The organism is Paraburkholderia sp. Cy-641, from assembly GCF_011752945.1.
Taxonomy (GTDB): domain Bacteria; phylum Pseudomonadota; class Gammaproteobacteria; order Burkholderiales; family Burkholderiaceae; genus Paraburkholderia.
Genome location: NZ_VWWM01000060.1, coordinates 20,647 through 38,731 on the forward strand (window position 1 = coordinate 20,647; position 18,085 = coordinate 38,731).

Genomic DNA, 18,085 nt, shown 5'->3' on the forward strand with positions numbered 1-18,085 from the left:
CACGACAGATGTCGCAACGCATTCTTGTTATTGGAGCCGGCTTCGCCGGTATGTGGAGCGCGCTGGCTTCGGCCCGCTTGCTCGATCAGGTCGGACGTACCGACGTAGAGATCACGCTGGTCGCGCCCGAGCCTGAACTTCATGTCCGCCCGCGTCTGTATGAGCAAAATCCGCTGGGAATGAAGGCGCCGCTGCAAGAGATTTTCAAAGCCGTCGGCGTCCAGTTCGTTCAGGGCAAAGTGCAGAACATCGACGTTGCCAGGCAAGAGGTCAACGTCATCGGCGTGGGGGCCGACACTTCGCATCACACCATCCGTTATGACCGCCTCGTGCTAGCCGCCGGCAGCCGTCTATTCTGCCCGCCCATTTCCGGCCTGAAAGAACATGCCTTCAACGTCGATCAGATCGCCGACGCGGCTGTGCTTGAAACCCACTTGCACAGTCTGGCCGAGCGTCCGGCCAGCGTGGCTCGCAATACGGTCGTGGTGGCTGGGGCCGGTTTCACGGGAATCGAGACCGCGGCGGAAATGCCCGCGCGTCTGCGTGAAGTCTTGGGCGCGGATGAGGCGGTCACGGTAATCATGGTCGAGCGCAACGCCGAAGTCGGTCCCGATCTGGGCCCCGGTCCGCGTCCGGTAATCATTGAGGCGTTGACCGAACTGGGCGTGACGTGGAAGTTGGGCTCGAGTGTTGCGGCTGTCGACGCCACGGGCGTCACGCTGGAAAACGGCGAACGCATCGATGCCGGCACGGTGATCTGGACCGCCGGAGCGCGAGCCAGCGAACTGACTCAGCAAATCCCCGCCGAACGCGACAACTTCGGTCGCCTGCACGTGGACCGCAACCTGAAGGTCAAGGGCCTGGACGGGGTGTTTGCCACCGGCGACTGCGCCTATGCCGCCACGGACGACGACGGCAATTACGCGAAGATGTCCTGCCAGCACGCCATGAATCTGGGTCGCTCCGCCGGCCACAACGTAGCGGCCGATCTGCTTGGCGAGCCATCGATTCCGTATAGCCAGCCCAAGTACGTGACGTGCCTGGACCTGGGCCCATGGGGAGCGGTGTACACCGAGGGCTGGGAACGTGAGGTCAAACTGGTTGGCGCCGAAGCCAAAGCCCTGAAGACCAAGATCAATACGGAGTGGATCTACCCGCCCAGCGCGGATCGTGCAGAGGCGCTTGCCCTCGCTGATCCCCGCCGCATTGTCGTGGCATAACGGCTCATCCGGCATGAAAAAAGCGATCCGGGTGTGGATCGCTTTTTTCTCTGTGCCTCAGTAAGGCGGCACGGGTCTGGGTTGGTGCCTTGTGTGAGCGACTCTCGGAGAAATAGAGAGCGAAATCGCAATTCTGTGGAGAAGTTCTCCAGAAAAATAGAACGTCGGAGAAAAATTACTGAGTACGGGTTCCGTTTGACTGCATCACCTGGCTCATATGTTCGGCATCCTTTTCAAGCAGGATCGGAATTTCGGTTTTCAGAAGTTCTGCCCACTCCCGGGTCTTTGCGTCGACGAACTTTCTCGATGGAAAGAGTAGATAGATTCCAATCTCAGGCGATTTCCACTGAGGAAGAACGTGTACCAATGTGCCTCTGCGCAGCGCATCCACGATGTTGTGGCTCATGAGCAAAGCGATCCCGAGGCCGTGAATGGCAGCGTGAACAACGGGCTCTGGGAGATCACCAATAATCGGTCCAACAGGATCAATGGTGAATGATTCGCTTCCATTGATAAGCTTCCAGTGAGTGGTGAGCGATGGATTGACCAGGCGCAGGCACGCGTGATTGACGAGGTCTCGCGGATGTTCGGGCACCCCATGAGTCGCCAGATACTTTGGAGAGGCGCACAGGACCGCAGAGATCGTGCCGAGGCGCTGGGCGATCAAGCCCGAGTCGGGCAGATGCTGGGAAAGATAGACGCTAACGTCGATACCTTCCGAGAGCAGGTCCGGCATGTACTGCGAAGTACTGTATTCAATCGACACCAGCGGGTGTCGCGCGGAGTACTTCGTCACCAACGGTACAACATATCGATTTCCGAAGCTTGCCATGCATAGAACGCGCAGGCGCCCCGCCGGCTGAGCCGCAGCGCCCGCAGCCATCTGCTCGGCCTCGGCCAGGAGTTCCATGATCAGCTCTGCCTGTTTGAAGTACTTTTCACCCGCACTGGTAAGCACCAGCTTGCGAGTAGTGCGTTGCAGGAGCTTGGTCTGAAGCCGCGATTCGAGTTCGGTAACCAGTCGCGAGATTTGCGGCGTCGTAACATCCAGTTGCGCTGCAGCCGCCGTAAAGCTTCCGGAATGCACCACGCGAATAAAGGCGTTCATCGCGTGGAAGACGCCGTTTTCCAGATTCTTGCGCATGATACAAAGATGATTGTAGTAGGACTATATTTTTATATCTTACCCCGGTCGATACGATCCGGCCATGACTACGCCGCGACACTTTCGTCGCCCAGCGTAGGCCGTCAGATCCGAGGATAATCAAGGGGTAAGTAGATATGAATGGTGCTGAAAGTCTTTTGCGTTCGCTCATTGCCAGCGGAGTGGATGTTTGCTTTGCTAATCCTGGCACTTCTGAGATGCACTTCGTGGCAGCTCTCGACGCAGTGGAGGGCATGCATCCTGTACTTGGTCTGTACGAGGGCGTGGTGACAGGCGCTGCGGATGGATACGGCCGCATGGCCGGAAAACCGGCGTGCACGCTTCTGCATCTCGGTCCCGGTCTTGCAAATGGCCTGGCAAACTTGCACAACGCGCGTAAGGCGTCGACTCCGATCGTCAATATCGTCGGCGACCATGCAGCGACCCATGCCCGTTATGACGCGCCGCTGTCATCAGACGTGATCGGTTTCGCGAGGCCGGTCTCCCACTGGGTACATTCGTCATCGAGTTCGCGCACGGCCGGTGCCGACGCCGCGCGCGCGGTTCACGCTGCGCGCTCAGGAGCGGGGCAAATTGCGACGCTGATTCTTCCGGCTGATACTGCGTGGGAAGAAGCGGATTTCGTCGCTCCGCCGTTGCCTGCTCCGGTTCGACAATTGGCAACTCAAAACGCAGTGGATCATGCTGCGCGTCTGCTTCGTAACGGAAAGAAGACAGTAATACTGACCAGAGGCGAGGCTCTTCAGGATCGCGGGCTTCGAGCACTTGGCAAGATCGCGGCGCAGACCGGATGCCGAATTATGTGTGACACGTTCTTCCCGCGTCTGCAGCGCGGTGCCGGACGAATTGAGCTCGAACGTCTTCCGTACTTTGCTGAGCAAGTTGTCGACGTTCTTGCTGGTACGGAGCAAATGATTCTCGTTGGAGCGCCACCCCCCGTCAGTTTCTTTGCATATCTGGACAAGCCGAGCTGGCTGACGCCTGCCGGATGCCAGCTTGCGGTACTCGCGCATCCCCACGAGGATGGTCCCGCCTCACTCGAGGCGCTTCTGCATGCCTTGGGCGCGCACAACGAAACAGCACGCGTGCTGGAACGTAAGCCGATCGGCGTCAAGAATGCAAATGTGCTTGATGCGCAGGCGATTATGCAGGCTGTGGCCAAGCATCTGCCGGAAAACGCAATCGTTGCAGACGAGTCACTGTCGTCCGGGTTTATGCACTACGGCGTTACCGCGTCAGCGTTGCCTCACGACTATCTGAATCTGACAGGCGGTGCGATCGGCAGCATGATGGCCGTGTCGACAGGTGCGGGTATAGCGTGCCCTGACCGAAAAGTCGTAACGCTTCAGGGCGACGGCAGCGCGATGTACATCCTCCAGTCGCTTTGGACGCAGGCGCGGGAGAAGGTCGACGTTACTACGGTCATTTACGCAAACCGTGGCTACAAGATTCTCAGCAACGAACTCAAGCGAGTGGGCGCAACGAACGAGGGGGCGCTTGCAGCTTCGATGTTTGATTTGCAAAACCCTTCACTGGATTGGGTGAGGCTCGCAACCGGTATGGGTGTTGAAGCGGTAAGCGTAGATTCACCCCGCGCATTTGAAGATGCATTCGCGGACGCAATGCGGAAACGAGGTCCTCGACTGATCGAGGCGCTGATCTAACGCGGTTCTCGCACTCCCTCTTCCTGGCGGCAGGCTAATGATGTCTGTGTCGGTTACGGCCGGCTTTGCCGCTATCGAAGGACAGACTTGATGTGCGGCTGCGCGAGTGTGCGGCACAAGTGCTAATCCACATACCCAATGAGCAGTGGTTTGTGCTGAAAATGCCGTCCGGGAAGACGAAATTCGGAATTTCTGAGCGCAGCAGCTGCGCTAGGATTACCAGAACTTCCGGATATTTCGTGGCCGCTTCGGCCTTCGGAGGCAGTCGCTTGCGACTGTGCAGATCCGGTCGACTGCTCGCTCGACTCAGGAGAAACCTGTTCGACCAGCAACGCTCAAGTGACGTCGTTTACGTAGGGGAGTACACCTTGAAAATCGCATCAGCAGAAATGGAGTTTATCGAAGAGGCAAGCAAGCCGGAAGGGGAGGAGAGCGTCGTCATTTCGGGCGCGAAAATGGTCGTTCGAGCGCTAGTCGCTGAGGGGGTAGATACAGTGTGGGGATACCCCGGAGGCGCGGTGCTGCCGATCTATGATGCGCTCGAGGAGACGACCGGGATCGACCATCTGCTTGTTAGGCACGAGCAGGCAGCGGTTCATGCCGCGGATGGTTTCTCTCGCGCAACCGGGAGAGTCGGGGTTGCGCTTGTCACGTCCGGTCCGGGGGTGACAAACGCGGTGACTGGAATCGCAACCGCTTACTTCGATTCGATCCCGATTGTCGTTGTCTCCGCAAATGTGCCTACGGACTCAATCGGGCAGGATGCATTCCAAGAGTGTGACACGGTCGGTATCACCCGTTCTATCGTTAAGCATAACTTTCTGGTTCGGGATGTGAATCAGCTTCCGCTGGTGATGAAGAAGGCGTTCTACATCGCGAGAACAGGACGGCCAGGGCCCGTCGTGGTCGACATTCCGAAGGATATCCTGCTGGCGCAAGGGGCGTTTGTCTATCCCGAGTCTGTCTCGATTCGCTCGTATAGGCCGGCTACCGAGGGCCATGCGGCCCAAATTGGGCGGGCGGCTAAGGCCATTGCTTCTGCCCGCAGACCGTACATCTATGTAGGTGGCGGTGCCGTCGCGGCGCAGGCCGAGGCGGAGTTGCGCATACTCTCTGAACTCGTAGACGCGCCTGTAACGACCACGCTCATGGGGCTTGGTGTTTTCCCCGCAACCGACCGGCGCTACGTTGGCATGCCGGGGATGCATGGGACCTACGAGGCAAACATGGCGATGGAGCATTGCGATGTGCTGATCGCATTGGGAACTCGCTTCGACGACCGCGTCATCGGCAATACGGAAGACTTTGCTAAAGGTGAGCGGACGATCATTCATGTGGATATCGACCCGGCGAGTATCGACAAACGAGTCAAGGTTGATGTTCCAATCGTCGGGGACGTGAAGTGTGTCCTGCGCACGCTCAATGAGCTTCTGACCCGGCAGCCGGTAAACCGGACGTCGCGCGATTCATGGTGGAAACAGGTGGAGACGTGGCGTTCGAGGCGTTGTCTTGCCTTTGAACAGGGCCCGAAGATTATCAAACCGCAGTACGTTATAGAGAAACTTTGGGAAGTCACCGGAGGCGACGCGTTTCTGTGCTCGGACGTCGGTCAGCATCAAATGTGGGCCGCGCAGCTTTACGGCTTCGACAAGTCCAGACGCTGGATTAATTCTGGCGGGCTTGGAACCATGGGAGTTGGTCTCCCTTATGCGATGGGTGTGAAGCGAGCCTTCCCGGAGAGCGATGTTGTGGCCGTAACGGGAGATGGATCGATACAGATGTGCATCCAGGAGCTGTCGACCTGCAAGCAATATGGTTTGAACGTAAAGGTAGCCTCTTTGAACAACGGTTACCTTGGAATGGTAAAGCAACTCCAGCACGTGTACTACGAGGGACGGTACGCGCAATCGTATCTTGACGCGCTTCCTGACTTTGTAGCGCTTGCGCGCGCTTACGGCCATGTCGGATTCCGGGTCGAGCGGCCGAGCGACGTCGAACCGGTTTTGCGTGAATCGATGGCTATGAAGGACCGAACCGTCTTTATGGACTTCATTACGGATCCGACCGAGAACGTATGGCCGATGGTGCCAGCGGGAGCGGGATTGTCGGATATGCTCATGGAGTCGGGTGACGTGGTACACGACAGACGCATCCCGGCCAGTCGATAGCGTTGAAAAGTACGTCGATCGCCAGTTGCAGTGCGCCGATCACGCATTTCCCCGGACGCGGCGGATTTAGGACTGTCGCGCTTCTCTTTGCTCCCTCGGTAATGTGTGCCTTAGGTATGCCTGAGCCGAATAGCTCACTCCTTCGGAGTTCTGTTAAATCGTCTGCAAGTTTGGACAACGCCAAACACTAGAATGAAATACGCAGGTGAGTGGAAAGTCACTCCTTGCGGCGCTGACACGTTCTTGCAGTCCTTGCCGAACGCAGCTGAAACTCGCAAGCAGACGGACGTGCTGCCTGGATGCGCAATGAACTTCGCCGAATGCCGGCCAGTTTTCGTCCGAATGGTGTCTCATAGGGTGCATATGCAACTTGATGCAATTGATCAGAAGATTCTGGCGGAACTACAGCGCGACGCACGTTTGACTAACGTCGAGTTAGCTGCCCGCGTGAACCTCTCGCCGTCGCCGTGTCTGACTCGTGTTCGAGCGCTAGAGCGTCATGGCGTAATCCGGCAGCGTGTGACGCTGCTCGATCCCGCGAGTCTGGGACTGAATGTGAATGTCTTCATTCATTTAAGCCTGGAAAATCAGCGTCGTGACGGGCTCGATGAATTCGAACGGGCGGTAGTTGCGATACCAAACGTGATGGAATGCTACTTGATGTCCGGAGACGCGGACTACCTCCTGCGTGTGCTGGTCCGGGACACTCAGGCATTGGAGCGCTTGATCATCGATGAGATATCGCGGCTACCTAATATTCGAAACATTCGGTCGAGCTTTGCCTTAAAGCAGGTCATGTATTCGACCGCATTGCCGGTATCGAACCACCAGAGTTTCTAGTCTTTTCTTGAGATCTGCAGCGGAGCCGGAAAGCGTTGCAGTATCGTTTGATAGACTATGGCAGTGGGAATACGATCCTTAAGTCCGCACGGGGGGAGGGCAGGATTTCCGTGTTCAAGGCGGGTTGAGATTCACACGGATGGTTGAAAAAATAGCGGGCGAATCGGTCTCGCAATTGGCACGCGACTATGGCACGGCACGGCAGTCCATCATGCAACTTCGAAACAGGGCCGCTTCAGCCTGACATTCTCCGACTCGCACGCAAGTGTGGGTACGTAGTGTTGATTTGCACGGAATCCTGACCCACCCTCGGCAGTAATTTGCATCGAATCTTGACCCACGTAGAACACTGACCTGCTCGGCAACGGGCGGGGGAACGGAGTGATCGACGTGGCTATATTGAGCATCATCCGACGCTGGCACTTTCGCGATCATGTCTCGTTGCGCGAGATTGCCAAACGACTGGGCGTGTCGAGAAACACGGTCAGGCGTTACATACGGGCTGGCACGGTCCTGCCGGCCTATCCCGAACGCCACAGCCCCAGCAAACTCGATGGGTTCGCTGCGAAGCTCGCAGGCTGGCTCAAGACGGAGGCAAACCGGCCCCGCAAACAGCGCAGAACCCTGAAGCAAATCCACGCAGACCTGTGCGCACTGGGTTTCACCGGCTCTTACGACCGTGTCGCGGCGTTTGCCCGGCGCTGGCGACAGGAACAGCACGAGCAGGCCAAGACGACCGGACGCGGAACCTTCGTTCCGCTCCGGTTTGCCGCCGGCGAAGCGTTCCAGTTCGACTGGAGCGAGGACTGGGCCATCATCAATGGCGAGCGCACCAAGCTGCAGGTCGCGCAGCTCAAGCTCAGTCACAGCCGTGCCTTCTTCCTGCGTGCCTATCTCCTGCAGACCCATGAGATGCTGTTCGACGCGCATCATCACGCGTTCGTCGCCTGGGGCGGCATTCCACGCCGCGGCATCTACGACAACATGAAGACCGCCGTCGACAGGGTACGTCCCGGCAAGGTGCGCGAGGTCAACGCGCGGTTCAGCGCGATGGTGAGCCACTACCTGTTTGACGCCGAGTTCTGCAACGTCGCCTCCGGCTGGGAGAAGGGGCAGATCGAGAAGAACGTCCAGGACAGCCGTCACCGGCTCTGGCAGAAGGTGCCGACGTTCGGTTCGCTGGCCGCGTTAAACGACTGGCTGGCTGACCAGTGCGTGCTGCTATGGCAGCAGACGCGGCACCCGGAGCAGGACATGACGATCTGGGACGCGTGGTCTGCCGAGCGGCCACACCTGATGCCGGTCGGCCAGCCATTCGATGGCTTCGTCGAACACACCAAACGCGTCTCGCCAACCTGCCTCGTGAACTTCGAGCGCAACCGCTACAGCGTGCCGGCGTCGTTCGCCAACCGCCCCATCAGCTTGCGCGTCTACGCCGCAAAGCTCGTGTTCGTTGCCGAAGGTCAGGTGATTGCCGAGCACGAGCGGTGTATCAACCGCAGCCACGACCATGGCGAGACCATCTACGACTGGCGTCACTATCTGGCAGTCCTGCAGCGCAAACCCGGAGCGCTTCGCAATGGCGCACCCTTCGCCGAGTTTCCAGCCGGATTCCGCAAGCTGCAGGGCGTGTTGCTGAAGCGTCCCGGCGGCGATCGGGAGATGGTCGAGATTCTGGCGCTGGTCCTGTTGCACGACGAACAGATGGTGCTCGCAGCCGTCGAGCTCGCGTTCGAAGCCGGCGCACCCAACAAGCAGACGGTGCTGAACATCCTGAGCCGGCTGCTCGACAGCCCGCCTGTGCCGCCGCTGCAGACGCCGCAGGCCTTTGCACTGACCGTTGAACCGCAAGCCAACGTCGGCCGCTACGACCGACTAAGGGGTCGGGAGGACAACCATGCAGCCTGACGTCATGATGCAGATGCTCAAGTCGCTCAAGCTGCACGGTATGGCTCAGGCGTTAGGCGAGCTCGCCGCGCAGGACTCACCGGCCTACAAGTCGGCTTCTCTGGTGCTGGCAGGATTGCTCAAGGCGGAAATCGCAGAGCGCGAGGTGCGTTCACTCGCGTATCAGATGAAGGCGGCACGCTTCCCGGCGTATCGCGACATCGGCGGCTTTGACTTCAGTTGCAGCGACGCCAATGAAGCGCTGGTGCGCCAGTTGTACCAGTGCGAATTTATCGACTCGGCACACAACATCGTTCTGGTGGGTGGACCCGGTACGGGAAAGACGCATCTGGCAACTGCAATCGGTGTGCAGGCTCTCGAACATCATCGTCGTCGCGTGCGCTTCTTCTCCACCATCGAACTGGTCAATGCGCTCGAACAGGAGAAGCTCGTGGGCAAGCCCGGACAACTCGCAACGCGACTCGTGTACGCCGATCTCGTGGTGCTCGACGAACTCGGCTATCTGCCGTTCAGCCAGACCGGCGGTGCGCTGCTGTTTCATCTGCTCAGCAAGCTCTACGAACGAACCAGTGTCATCATCACCACCAATCTGAGCTTCGCAGAATGGGCCAGTGTGTTCGGCGATGCAAAGATGACGACCGCGCTGCTTGACCGGCTCACGCACCACTGCCACATTGTGGAAACAGGTAACGATAGCTATCGTTTCAGAAACAGCACGACACAGCCAAAGAAGGAGAGAAAGAAGACCCAAATACCCACTGAATAACACGAAAAGCTGGTCCAACGGGTGGGTCAGAATTCAATGCAAATCGTGGGTCAGGATTCCGTGCAAATCAACAGCGGGTTTCCACTATTGCTAGACCCTTAGGTCTTTCTAGGTGAGTGAATTCTCATGATGCCTTCATCACCAGTTTAGTGGCAATAGCATGTCTGAGGTAGGGGTACTTGACCTAAATTTCGATTGTCTCGACACGGAGGCTCCGGTGCTGGATGAAAAGTGGGACGAGCTCAGAATTCCTCGTGAGATTGCCATCTCATTTTGGGCAAAATTCGCACGCGCGGAATTCTCTCTTAAAGCCACCAGATTTGCTGCTGGCAATGAAGGTGGATCTGCGTATCCTGCGTGGGACAAGTTTGGCAGCGAGGTCGCAGCCGCGCTCGATCCGTGGGCGGATCCCGAGTTAGCCAAAGCAGTTAAATATCTGCTGGACAGGCCGCCGCGCAAACAGATTGTGCGAGGCGAGCGGGCATGCTTTGAAGATATCGCGTCTGCGGCTGGGCGAAGAACTGAAATTGAGTCCGCATTGGTTCTCATGCGCCGGGTTCGCAACAACCTGTTTCACGGAGGCAAGTATTTTGACCATGACGACGCCAATCGCGATTTGAACCTGATGAAGGCGTCAATGACGGTGCTCGAAGCGTGTGTCAATCAGATTGGTGACGTCAGACTGGCATATGAGACGGGCGACGCTTGAACGTTGTGCGGATTCAGGCATACAGGTGTTCGGCGGTAGGCCAGCGCCGAGATTTAGTTCTTTGGATATGTCAGGCATAGCCAAGAGGCCCTAAAGCGTCGAACGTGCGAAGACTAACCTGCGATTCTCGTCCTGAGTTCCGACGTGCGACCGGACCGACGGCAATTTTGCTATCTAGCTATTTTTTTCTCGCGATTCCTGCTGAAGACCGGCTCGTTGTTTACTCCTCCCAATAGAGAGCTTGGAGGTTGATATTGATAACGGCATTTCACATACCGTAGCGGTCAAGGTCATAGGTCATCTATTCGGGGTGTTCGCCGCCGCCTGCCCATTCACCCGTGATAAGCCAGTCTTCGAAATACCACAACCATTCGGCGGTCCACGCGATGTAGGTGTCGGCAAGCTTCATCGCATGATTCCATTCTCGGCCTTTTGGATACCACAGGCAGAGTTCTGTTCGACCATTCTCGTGGCTGTAGATATGGGGTGGCCGTTTCCCATGGGCCACAGCGACCAGGTCGGGTTTGATCACGTACAGTGATGGCCAGACGCCGCTGCGAGGCAAGACCAGTAGGCACCGGTAAAGCGGCGAGTACGCGGACGGTCCAATGGCGAACGAAAAACAGAGGTCCCGGCTGGGTCGCCAGAAGGTTTTTGATTCTGGCAGATGCAGACGACGAAGCTCGAGTTCTCGCTGGGCAAGCGTCGGACTACGCGGCGGCGGCGGTGCCATTACCTACCGAAGAATCTGTGCTGCCGCGACGGGATCACTAGGGGCGCTGGCGCCCCGGTGAACAGTCGCGCTTTTCCGGCCTCCCGTGTCGCTTGCTGCTCTGCGAACAGGGCATCGCGAACTCTGCGGGCAGACCTTGCGCCGAAGCCGTTTTCAACCGCGCTGACGACTTCGTTCATGCCGGCGCGCGCCTCAATGGCGTCGATGACCGCTTCGATGTCCTGCATGAGCTGCTCCATCCAGCGGTCGAAAGCGATCTGCCGCAGCGGGAGGTTCATCTCGGCCGCCAGGTTACTCTGCGGAGCCGCCGGATTGGGCAACCGCCATTCTTCGAGGCTCGCGCCAACCGGGATGCGTGCGAACAGTCTCGGCATTGTTTCGACCACATCAAGCAGCAGATCCAGTGGCGATGCGTGCGCCTGCGGCGCCTGAATTGCGTATGCCTGCGCGGCAAGCGTCGTGATGAATACCGAGCTCGGCCGCAGATCAACCGTCCCGGACTGCGGCCCGAACCGGAAGTTGCGATGCAGCTTGATGACCTGCACGAACCGGCACAGCAAGCGGTCAAAGACATCCCGTGCGTTCGGCAGCGGGACGATATCCGCCTTGCGCATCGAATCCATCGCGGCGGTCATTTTCTCCATCAAGGGGAATCTGGGAGAAATGGCAGCCGCCTCGTTGAAAAAGCGCGTGTAGCCGCGCGGATTGGTCGACTCAAAGCTCTTCAAGCCCCTGTCGGGAATCAGGCCATGGGTCTCGCCATAGCGGATGGAGACGCGGGGACTGTCTATGACAGGTGCAATGTCTGCGCACATACCGCCAGCGTAATGCAGCGTAACGCATCGGTCGTGGCGCTGCAATTCCAGTTGATGTGCCCGGGCGTAGTCTGCCAGCGCGGTCTGAATCTGGTTCAGCAGGCGTGCAGGGCCCTCGTAGTCGGAATATCTGGACCAGGCAGCTTCACTGAAGCGGGCGATCAGGTCGACATCAAACCCGTTGCGCGAGTCGTCAATCGGCTTGGTCAACGTTCCAAGTTGCCGGGACCCGTGTGGATGAATCTGGATCAGCGTCTCCGCGAATTCTTCGCGCGCCGAGAGAAACTCTGCGGTGCTCTCATATGATGACGTCAATGCGTCGAGCTGCGTCGTGGTCGGCGTCTGATGTTCTGCCATCGCGTCGACCAATGCGAAGAAGCGTGTGGACGCATCAGACGACAGGTTGTGCCGGCGCCGGATACTCACTTGGTCTCGAAGCATTGCTGACCTCTATGGGGACAAAATCGACTGTAAACTTCAATAAATTTTGACTAAGTGCAACTACATTTAGGGATGTGCTGCCGTAATTTTACCAAGTATAGTGGTATCGGCACAATTTGCATGCTGGAATTTGTTACCATGTGAAACGCGGCGTCGCCCGGGAACGCCGCTACACGAGAGGAAGCGAGCGCGGTGAATGAGATAGCCAGGCGGCAGAATGAAAAGCAGATGCTCGCGGTGGCGTGGGAGCGCCGGCGCGTCTACGATCGCGTCAAGGTAGTGCAGGGCATCCTCGTCATCGTGTCGCTTTTCATGCCGGTGCTGGGTGTGATCGTCGCAATCTGGGCACAGAGCCTGAAACCGTATGTGGCGCTCGCGTCGCTGATCGTCGGCTGCACGGATGCCGCATTTGTCGACCGGTGGATCAAGCGGCAGATGAAGGAGGGCGCACGGCTGCAGGAACACTTTGACTGTTCCGTCCTCGAGTTGCCGTGGAACAGATTCCTCTCCGGCTCGCCCATCGACGCGGAAGACATCGCTGCATATCGGCAAACGTGCCCACCGGGCGACGGCGGCGCGATGCGCGACTGGTACGCGCCCAGCGTTTCGCGACTGCCAGTGCCAGCAGCCCGTCTTGCATGTCAGCGCTCGAATCTTCGATACGATCTGAGGCTGCGGCGGCGATATTGCACGATTGTCACCATTGCGATGGTTGTGGTCGTGGTTGCGGCTTTCGCCATCGCGGTAGTCCAGAACCCGTCCATGTCCTCGTTCGTCCTGTCGGGTGCCGTGCCCGTGATGCCCTTGGTACTCTGGGGCGTGCGCGAACGCAACCGCCAGCTGGATGCCAGCGCCCTTGTGGAGCGTCTGAAGGCGCACGTTGAGAAACTTTGGGAAAGCGTGCTGGCGGGCGAGGGTGACAATGTGCTGACGATGAGCTCACGAGAGCTGCAGGACGCGATTTTCAGCCATCGGGTGTCCAGTCCGCTCGTCTTCAATTGGCTGTATAGCCGGCTGAGAAGTGGGCTCGAGCAACAGATGGCAGGCGGTGTCGAGCATTCGGTTGATGAGTTCAGGGCAAGCGCATCGCAGCGCAAAACGCAACATCTCCCAGACGCTTCGTAGTGGCCGCCTCGTGTGGACCAGGACGCGCCGGGACATGTCGCGCTGGACCGAAGCTCGCGCCTACGGCCGCACCTGTGACGGTTCTGCCGCATACAATTGGCTGCTTACGTCGATGACTGCCACGGCAATCTGCCAACGCCGCTCCTGCGGGACCAGTTCGGTGATCTGATCCAGCATCGCGGATGCTGATTCAGCGCGGGTAGCCCCCTTGGGATGCGCGGGTGCGGGCCTGTGCTTCAGGTTGCCGTACCAGAACACCGCGTACATTCCGTACCCGGCTGACCCCGGGTCGCGGGTGTACAGCCGGTCGAGCTGCGACACCGGGGCGGTCCAGACATCGGCGTGATAGTTCCGTTTGAGCTCCACGGGAATCCTGAGGTTGCGCCATATCGCCACGATGTCGGCCCGTTTGCCGTGGACCATGTGCCCCTCGGGCTCAACCGTGATCCCTTTCGGGTTGAGCCGTTCGCGCAGCAGATCAATCAGGACATCGCGGCCACTTTCCTCAGGTTTCGGTTCGGTGATCTTGCCATAGCCGTTCTCGTTCCAGAAGCGCTTGTAGATATTGTTGTTGGCGTTTGCGATCCGGTCACCAACGTCCTGCATCGTATCCACAAGCAGCGCATGAAAATCTGCGGCGCTGGCAGGCGCACCATTGGAGAGGGCGCTTACCGTCTCCGCCCAGTTCGGCTGCTGGTACTCGGCATCGCGCCTGCGTGCCCGTTGCTCGGCTGCGGCGTGTAACAGATGATCGCGATATGTGCCGAGCGAGGCGTCGGTCGAAAGGCGGCCGAGAGCAGCCGTGGCGTCCGCGGTGATGTCCAGCGCGATTTGATTAATGAGCCGCCTGACGAATTCCGCTCCGTCCCACAGATTGCGATCGCCGTGACTGCCGCCCTCCGGATGGGCAGCATTGGGAAAGTGACCGGCGGCCATGACGAGAAGGCGAGTCAGAACGGGGAGGGGAAGCATGCGGTTTTCACGGCGCGGCTGGGTGACATGGCCGGACAGATAGTCCCGCAGCGTCCAGACGAGACCGACATCTGTTGATGCTCGCGCGATAAATTCCGATTCCAGCAGGGCCGGTTGCAGCAGGAACGCCGTGACCTGCCAGTGAGGAAAGGCACGTGGCGGCAATGCCCCCTCTGACAGACGCGCCCTGGCGAGTGCGGTGAATCCGGCGTGCGTCGTCGCGTCGGTGAGCACGACTTCCATCAGCCGCTCGAGGAAGTGAGCAGGCAGATCTGGATAGTTGGAGAGCACCTCCATGGTCACGGAGGTCCGGCACCACGCGAATGCGTCCATGGAAAGCAGTTCGCCAAGCCCTTCTACGTGTTCGTGCCGGGCGGCCATGCCCAGCCTCGCAACCTCGAGATAGGTGTCGTGCGCAAGCGCCCGTTTCGTCGAAATGAGTGCGGCTTTCCATTCGAACGTTTTGCGGCGCGATGTATTGCCGTCCCGCTCACTTGTTGGGGAGACGAGATCCACTGCCAGCGCGGCAGCAAGAAGTGGCTCCGGCAGTCCTTCGAAGCTGGCTTCCAGGCCCCAGTGAGCGTCGAGTCCCGCGACGAGAGCCAGCCACCAAGTCGGTATACTCGCGCTCAGCGAAGCGTTACCGATGGCTGCGACATCAGGAATGTTCGTGCGTTCAAGTGCAGCGAGAAGTCCGGCGATGGCCGAATCAGCGAATGTGTCGCCGATGAAAGTAGCGAGTCGGCCGTGAGGTGAGAGGTTGTGGTCGATGTCGTGATATCTGCCGAGATAAACGTTGGCAACCCAAGCGATCCAACCCGACGCCAAACCGGACCGGATGGCCGCTTCGTGCCGCCCAAACTGCGCGATGAGATTCGCCCGCTCAATATCAGCCTGCTGGCGCCGCTCACGGCTGCGTCGGGCGTCGTTCCGTCTCCAGTCGAGAATTTCAGAAACGAGCATTGAATCTCTTCTTGCCTGCAGGTTCTTCTGCTCGCCGTAGTCAAAGAGGTATTCGAGGAATCCGGGCCGCTCCTGCGTTCGCGTGTACAACATCCACAGCGCGAGCTCGTATGCGACCGGCAGGCCGGTGTCTTCGGGAGCGCCAGTGCGAAGGACGCGCACGGCCGTGTCGAGAAAATCGATATGCTCGACTGTGCCGGCCGTCATCCTCTGGAGCCGTTGCAGGAGTAGAAAGACATTGGTATCGGCTGGGAGCGTGCGCAGCCCGTCCGCTACAGCGTTCAGGACGTCTGGCTTCCTCGCCGACAGGGCTTTCGCCAGGCCCGAATATGCCGTGAGTGAGGCCCGGTGGTCGCGCAATCCATCTAGCCAGTTCCAGAGGCTGTCAGGCGGAACCGGATGCCCACTTTTGAGCAGCCTGATGAGCATGAGGCTCAGAGCGTGCGACACGGGTGACTCGTTCTGTCGCAATGCGTCTGTTGCGTCCAGTTCGGCAGGTGTCCGCATGCCGAGAATCGCAGGTATATCCTGCAGCGGAACGGCGTCCGCAAGATGCCAGAGATAAAGCCGCCCGCGCAGAGACTCGTCGGTGCGTTCAATCGCTTCCAGCAGCGCAACCACATCAATTGCGTGAAAGAGCCGGCCATAGGCGAGCGCGATAACTTCAGCACGTAGTTGCAGGTCAGATGCGCCCCAGCTCAGATCGCGCGTGTATGCGCCGAGAACTGCGGCTTCGCCTTCCTGACCGCATTTCAGAAGCGCCGCTAGCGCATTTTCTCGCTCGAACGGCATGGCCCGGTTGTCAATCATGACAGCAGCGATATCGTCCGTCAGGGTGACATCCGGGGTGCCGGCAGCCAGTGCCTCCAGCACGAGCGGACGTACCGGGTTGTCTGGAGCACGAAGAATCGAACGAAATTCGTCGGTCATCTCCGCACCGGTCATACCACTCAGGCGCTCACTTGGCGGCCGGCCGTCTCCTGACAGAAACCACGGATCGTCTGCAGCCAGCGCCGCCAGTGCTCCCAGCAGACGGAGTCGGAGTGAGGGCGAGAGGGAGGCCGGATCGCCGTATGACAGGGCGCCGTAAGGGTCTGAGGCAACAAGCTGTTCGGCGAACCGGGGAGCGCGAACGGTCAGCCAGGCATGCAGGCCACGGAACTGTGAGACGGGGCGGCCGTCGTGTCCCAGCAGCGCACCCAGCCGCCGGAACGACAAGCCATCATTCAGCCGGGCAGCAAGCCATTCAGCCGCGAGAAATTCGGCGGTGGTGCGGTGCGCGTAGTCGACCGCGCCAAGCCCCGGGATCGCCGTGAAGACGCGGCGTCGCAGGGTCGCGTTGATGATCTGCACATCGAGGAACGGAATTTCAGTCGCGTCCGGATGACTTGCATCGCGGCTTGCGGGATCGAGGGCGAAACCCTCGACATCGCTGATGAGGCGGAGTGCGCAAAGCGCGCCCGCTGTCTGCCGGATCGTTTCAACCGGAAACTGATCACGGCGCGCGTGCTCGGAATTGTGCTCGGCGAGCCATAGCCGGGTCGACTGCTCGAACAGATCCGCACGCGTGGCTGGCCATACACCGTTCGTGACGGCGGTCGCCAGCATCTTGAGGTCCTGCGGGTTGCGTTTGAACTCGGCCAGTCCGTGTTCGTCGACCTCGGCGAGGAACCCCTCAATCCCCCACATGTCCATACCGTGCTCAGCGAGTACGGCCCGCTGTTCCTGTGCCGAAAGGGGGAACAGGCTGACAACAATCACCCCGCCATGGTCGTCAAAATATTGCCTGAACGCCTCAAGGTCGGAGTCTGCGAGCCAGTCCTGGGCGCGGCACGAGATGCGAACCCTGGCAGGCGCGCAGGCGAACAGCCGCCGGACAATCGCGTCGACCACTTCGTCGTCACCGCGGCCCGCGCGCCGCTCATCAAGCGCATCTATAAAAACGGTATCCGCACTCCAGTCAGACCGCGCGTTCAGAAAGCTCCGGACTGTCATGTAGTGACCACCGGTGGCCTGCGCTGCCGACCTGAAAAGATGGGTTTTGCCAGCGCCCGGGTCGCCAAGCAGCACGATGTTGGGAACCTCGCTAAGGGATGAGAAGTCCGCCTCGGCCCTCGGGTCATCGGGCTTCACCTTAGGAGAAAGCTGGAGAATCTTGCGGTCGTTCATGGTCGCGCAGTCAACATCGTGATCGGTTCGGGCGGGGATCGATACAGCTCCAGGTTCGGCGAATTGACTTGTCCGGGCGCCGCGGAGCCCCCGGATGAACCGGCCTCGTAGGCTTTGTCTGAAATTAGTCGAGGGAGATTACCTCTTTGGCTGATAGCGCGCCATAGGAAAACGGACCGTTCTCCCGACTGGGTGATTTGTGCTTGAGCGCCTACGCGACGAGGCTCCGTTCGCGATTTGGTACTGGCGGGCACCCGTTTCTGCCTGTTCGGCACCAGGGACGATAGTGGTGTCACCGCCACGATGATTTGGCCTGATGAGCAGCAGATCATCGACTGGGTAGGCAGTCATGCGCGCCATTAGGGCAGTTGCTTCTGCGTCCTTGTATCGGCAAGCATCATGCAGGAAAATGTATGATACAATTTTT

Annotated in this window: 11 protein-coding genes; 8 read left to right on the forward strand and 3 right to left on the reverse strand. The window is 59.1% G+C overall.

Annotated elements, in window-relative coordinates:
- The first annotated feature begins 8 nt into the window (after positions 1–8).
- On the forward strand, positions 9–1,220 hold the full coding sequence (locus tag F3J20_RS25920) for an NAD(P)/FAD-dependent oxidoreductase (RefSeq protein WP_167037058.1): 1,212 nt from the start codon (positions 9–11) through the stop codon (positions 1,218–1,220).
- A 175-nt stretch (positions 1,221–1,395) separates the two neighbouring features.
- Here the strand turns inward: F3J20_RS25920 and F3J20_RS25925 are convergent, their stop codons facing one another.
- Positions 1,396–2,364 (reverse strand): LysR family transcriptional regulator, encoded by a 969-nt coding sequence (locus F3J20_RS25925; protein WP_167037055.1) that lies wholly within the window; start codon positions 2,362–2,364, stop codon positions 1,396–1,398.
- A gap of 137 nt (positions 2,365–2,501) precedes the next feature.
- Here F3J20_RS25925 and F3J20_RS25930 point away from each other — a divergent pair, with 137 nt between their 5' ends.
- The 6 genes from F3J20_RS25930 (at position 2,502) to F3J20_RS25955 (ending at position 10,440) form a co-directional block, all read left to right on the forward strand.
- Positions 2,502–4,049: an acetolactate synthase large subunit gene (locus tag F3J20_RS25930; RefSeq protein WP_167037052.1), complete on the forward strand. Its 1,548-nt coding sequence runs from the start codon at positions 2,502–2,504 to the stop codon at positions 4,047–4,049.
- A gap of 389 nt (positions 4,050–4,438) precedes the next feature.
- Positions 4,439–6,217, forward strand: coding sequence for a biosynthetic-type acetolactate synthase large subunit (gene ilvB, locus F3J20_RS25935; protein WP_167285054.1), 1,779 nt, complete (start codon positions 4,439–4,441; stop codon positions 6,215–6,217).
- Between the two features lie 306 nt (positions 6,218–6,523).
- Positions 6,524–7,057, forward strand: coding sequence for an Lrp/AsnC family transcriptional regulator (locus F3J20_RS25940; RefSeq protein ID WP_275691485.1), 534 nt, complete (start codon positions 6,524–6,526; stop codon positions 7,055–7,057).
- Positions 7,058–7,438: 381 nt separating this feature from the next.
- On the forward strand, positions 7,439–8,965 hold the full coding sequence (istA, locus tag F3J20_RS25945; RefSeq protein ID WP_167050523.1) for an IS21 family transposase: 1,527 nt from the start codon (positions 7,439–7,441) through the stop codon (positions 8,963–8,965).
- Positions 8,955–9,731 (forward strand): IS21-like element helper ATPase IstB, encoded by a 777-nt coding sequence (gene istB / locus F3J20_RS25950; protein ID WP_167050525.1) that lies wholly within the window; start codon positions 8,955–8,957, stop codon positions 9,729–9,731. The genes istA and istB overlap by 11 nt, the downstream gene beginning before the upstream one ends.
- Positions 9,732–9,948: 217 nt before the next feature.
- On the forward strand, positions 9,949–10,440 hold the full coding sequence (locus F3J20_RS25955) for a hypothetical protein (protein ID WP_167285034.1): 492 nt from the start codon (positions 9,949–9,951) through the stop codon (positions 10,438–10,440).
- A gap of 732 nt (positions 10,441–11,172) precedes the next feature.
- On the opposite strand, the gene F3J20_RS25965 is transcribed toward F3J20_RS25955, so the two are convergent.
- A complete protein-coding gene (locus F3J20_RS25965; RefSeq protein ID WP_345889924.1) occupies positions 11,173–12,414 on the reverse strand; it encodes a nucleotidyltransferase in 1,242 nt (413 codons plus the stop codon).
- Positions 12,415–12,621: 207 nt separating this feature from the next.
- Between F3J20_RS25965 and F3J20_RS25970 the strand changes: the two genes are divergently transcribed.
- Complete coding sequence (locus tag F3J20_RS25970) at positions 12,622–13,554, forward strand: S-4TM family putative pore-forming effector (RefSeq protein WP_167285039.1); 933 nt, start codon at positions 12,622–12,624, stop codon at positions 13,552–13,554.
- A 60-nt stretch (positions 13,555–13,614) separates the two neighbouring features.
- On the opposite strand, the gene F3J20_RS25975 is transcribed toward F3J20_RS25970, so the two are convergent.
- Positions 13,615–17,658 (reverse strand): hypothetical protein, encoded by a 4,044-nt coding sequence (locus F3J20_RS25975; RefSeq protein WP_167285041.1) that lies wholly within the window; start codon positions 17,656–17,658, stop codon positions 13,615–13,617.
- Positions 17,659–18,085: the final 427 nt, after the last annotated feature.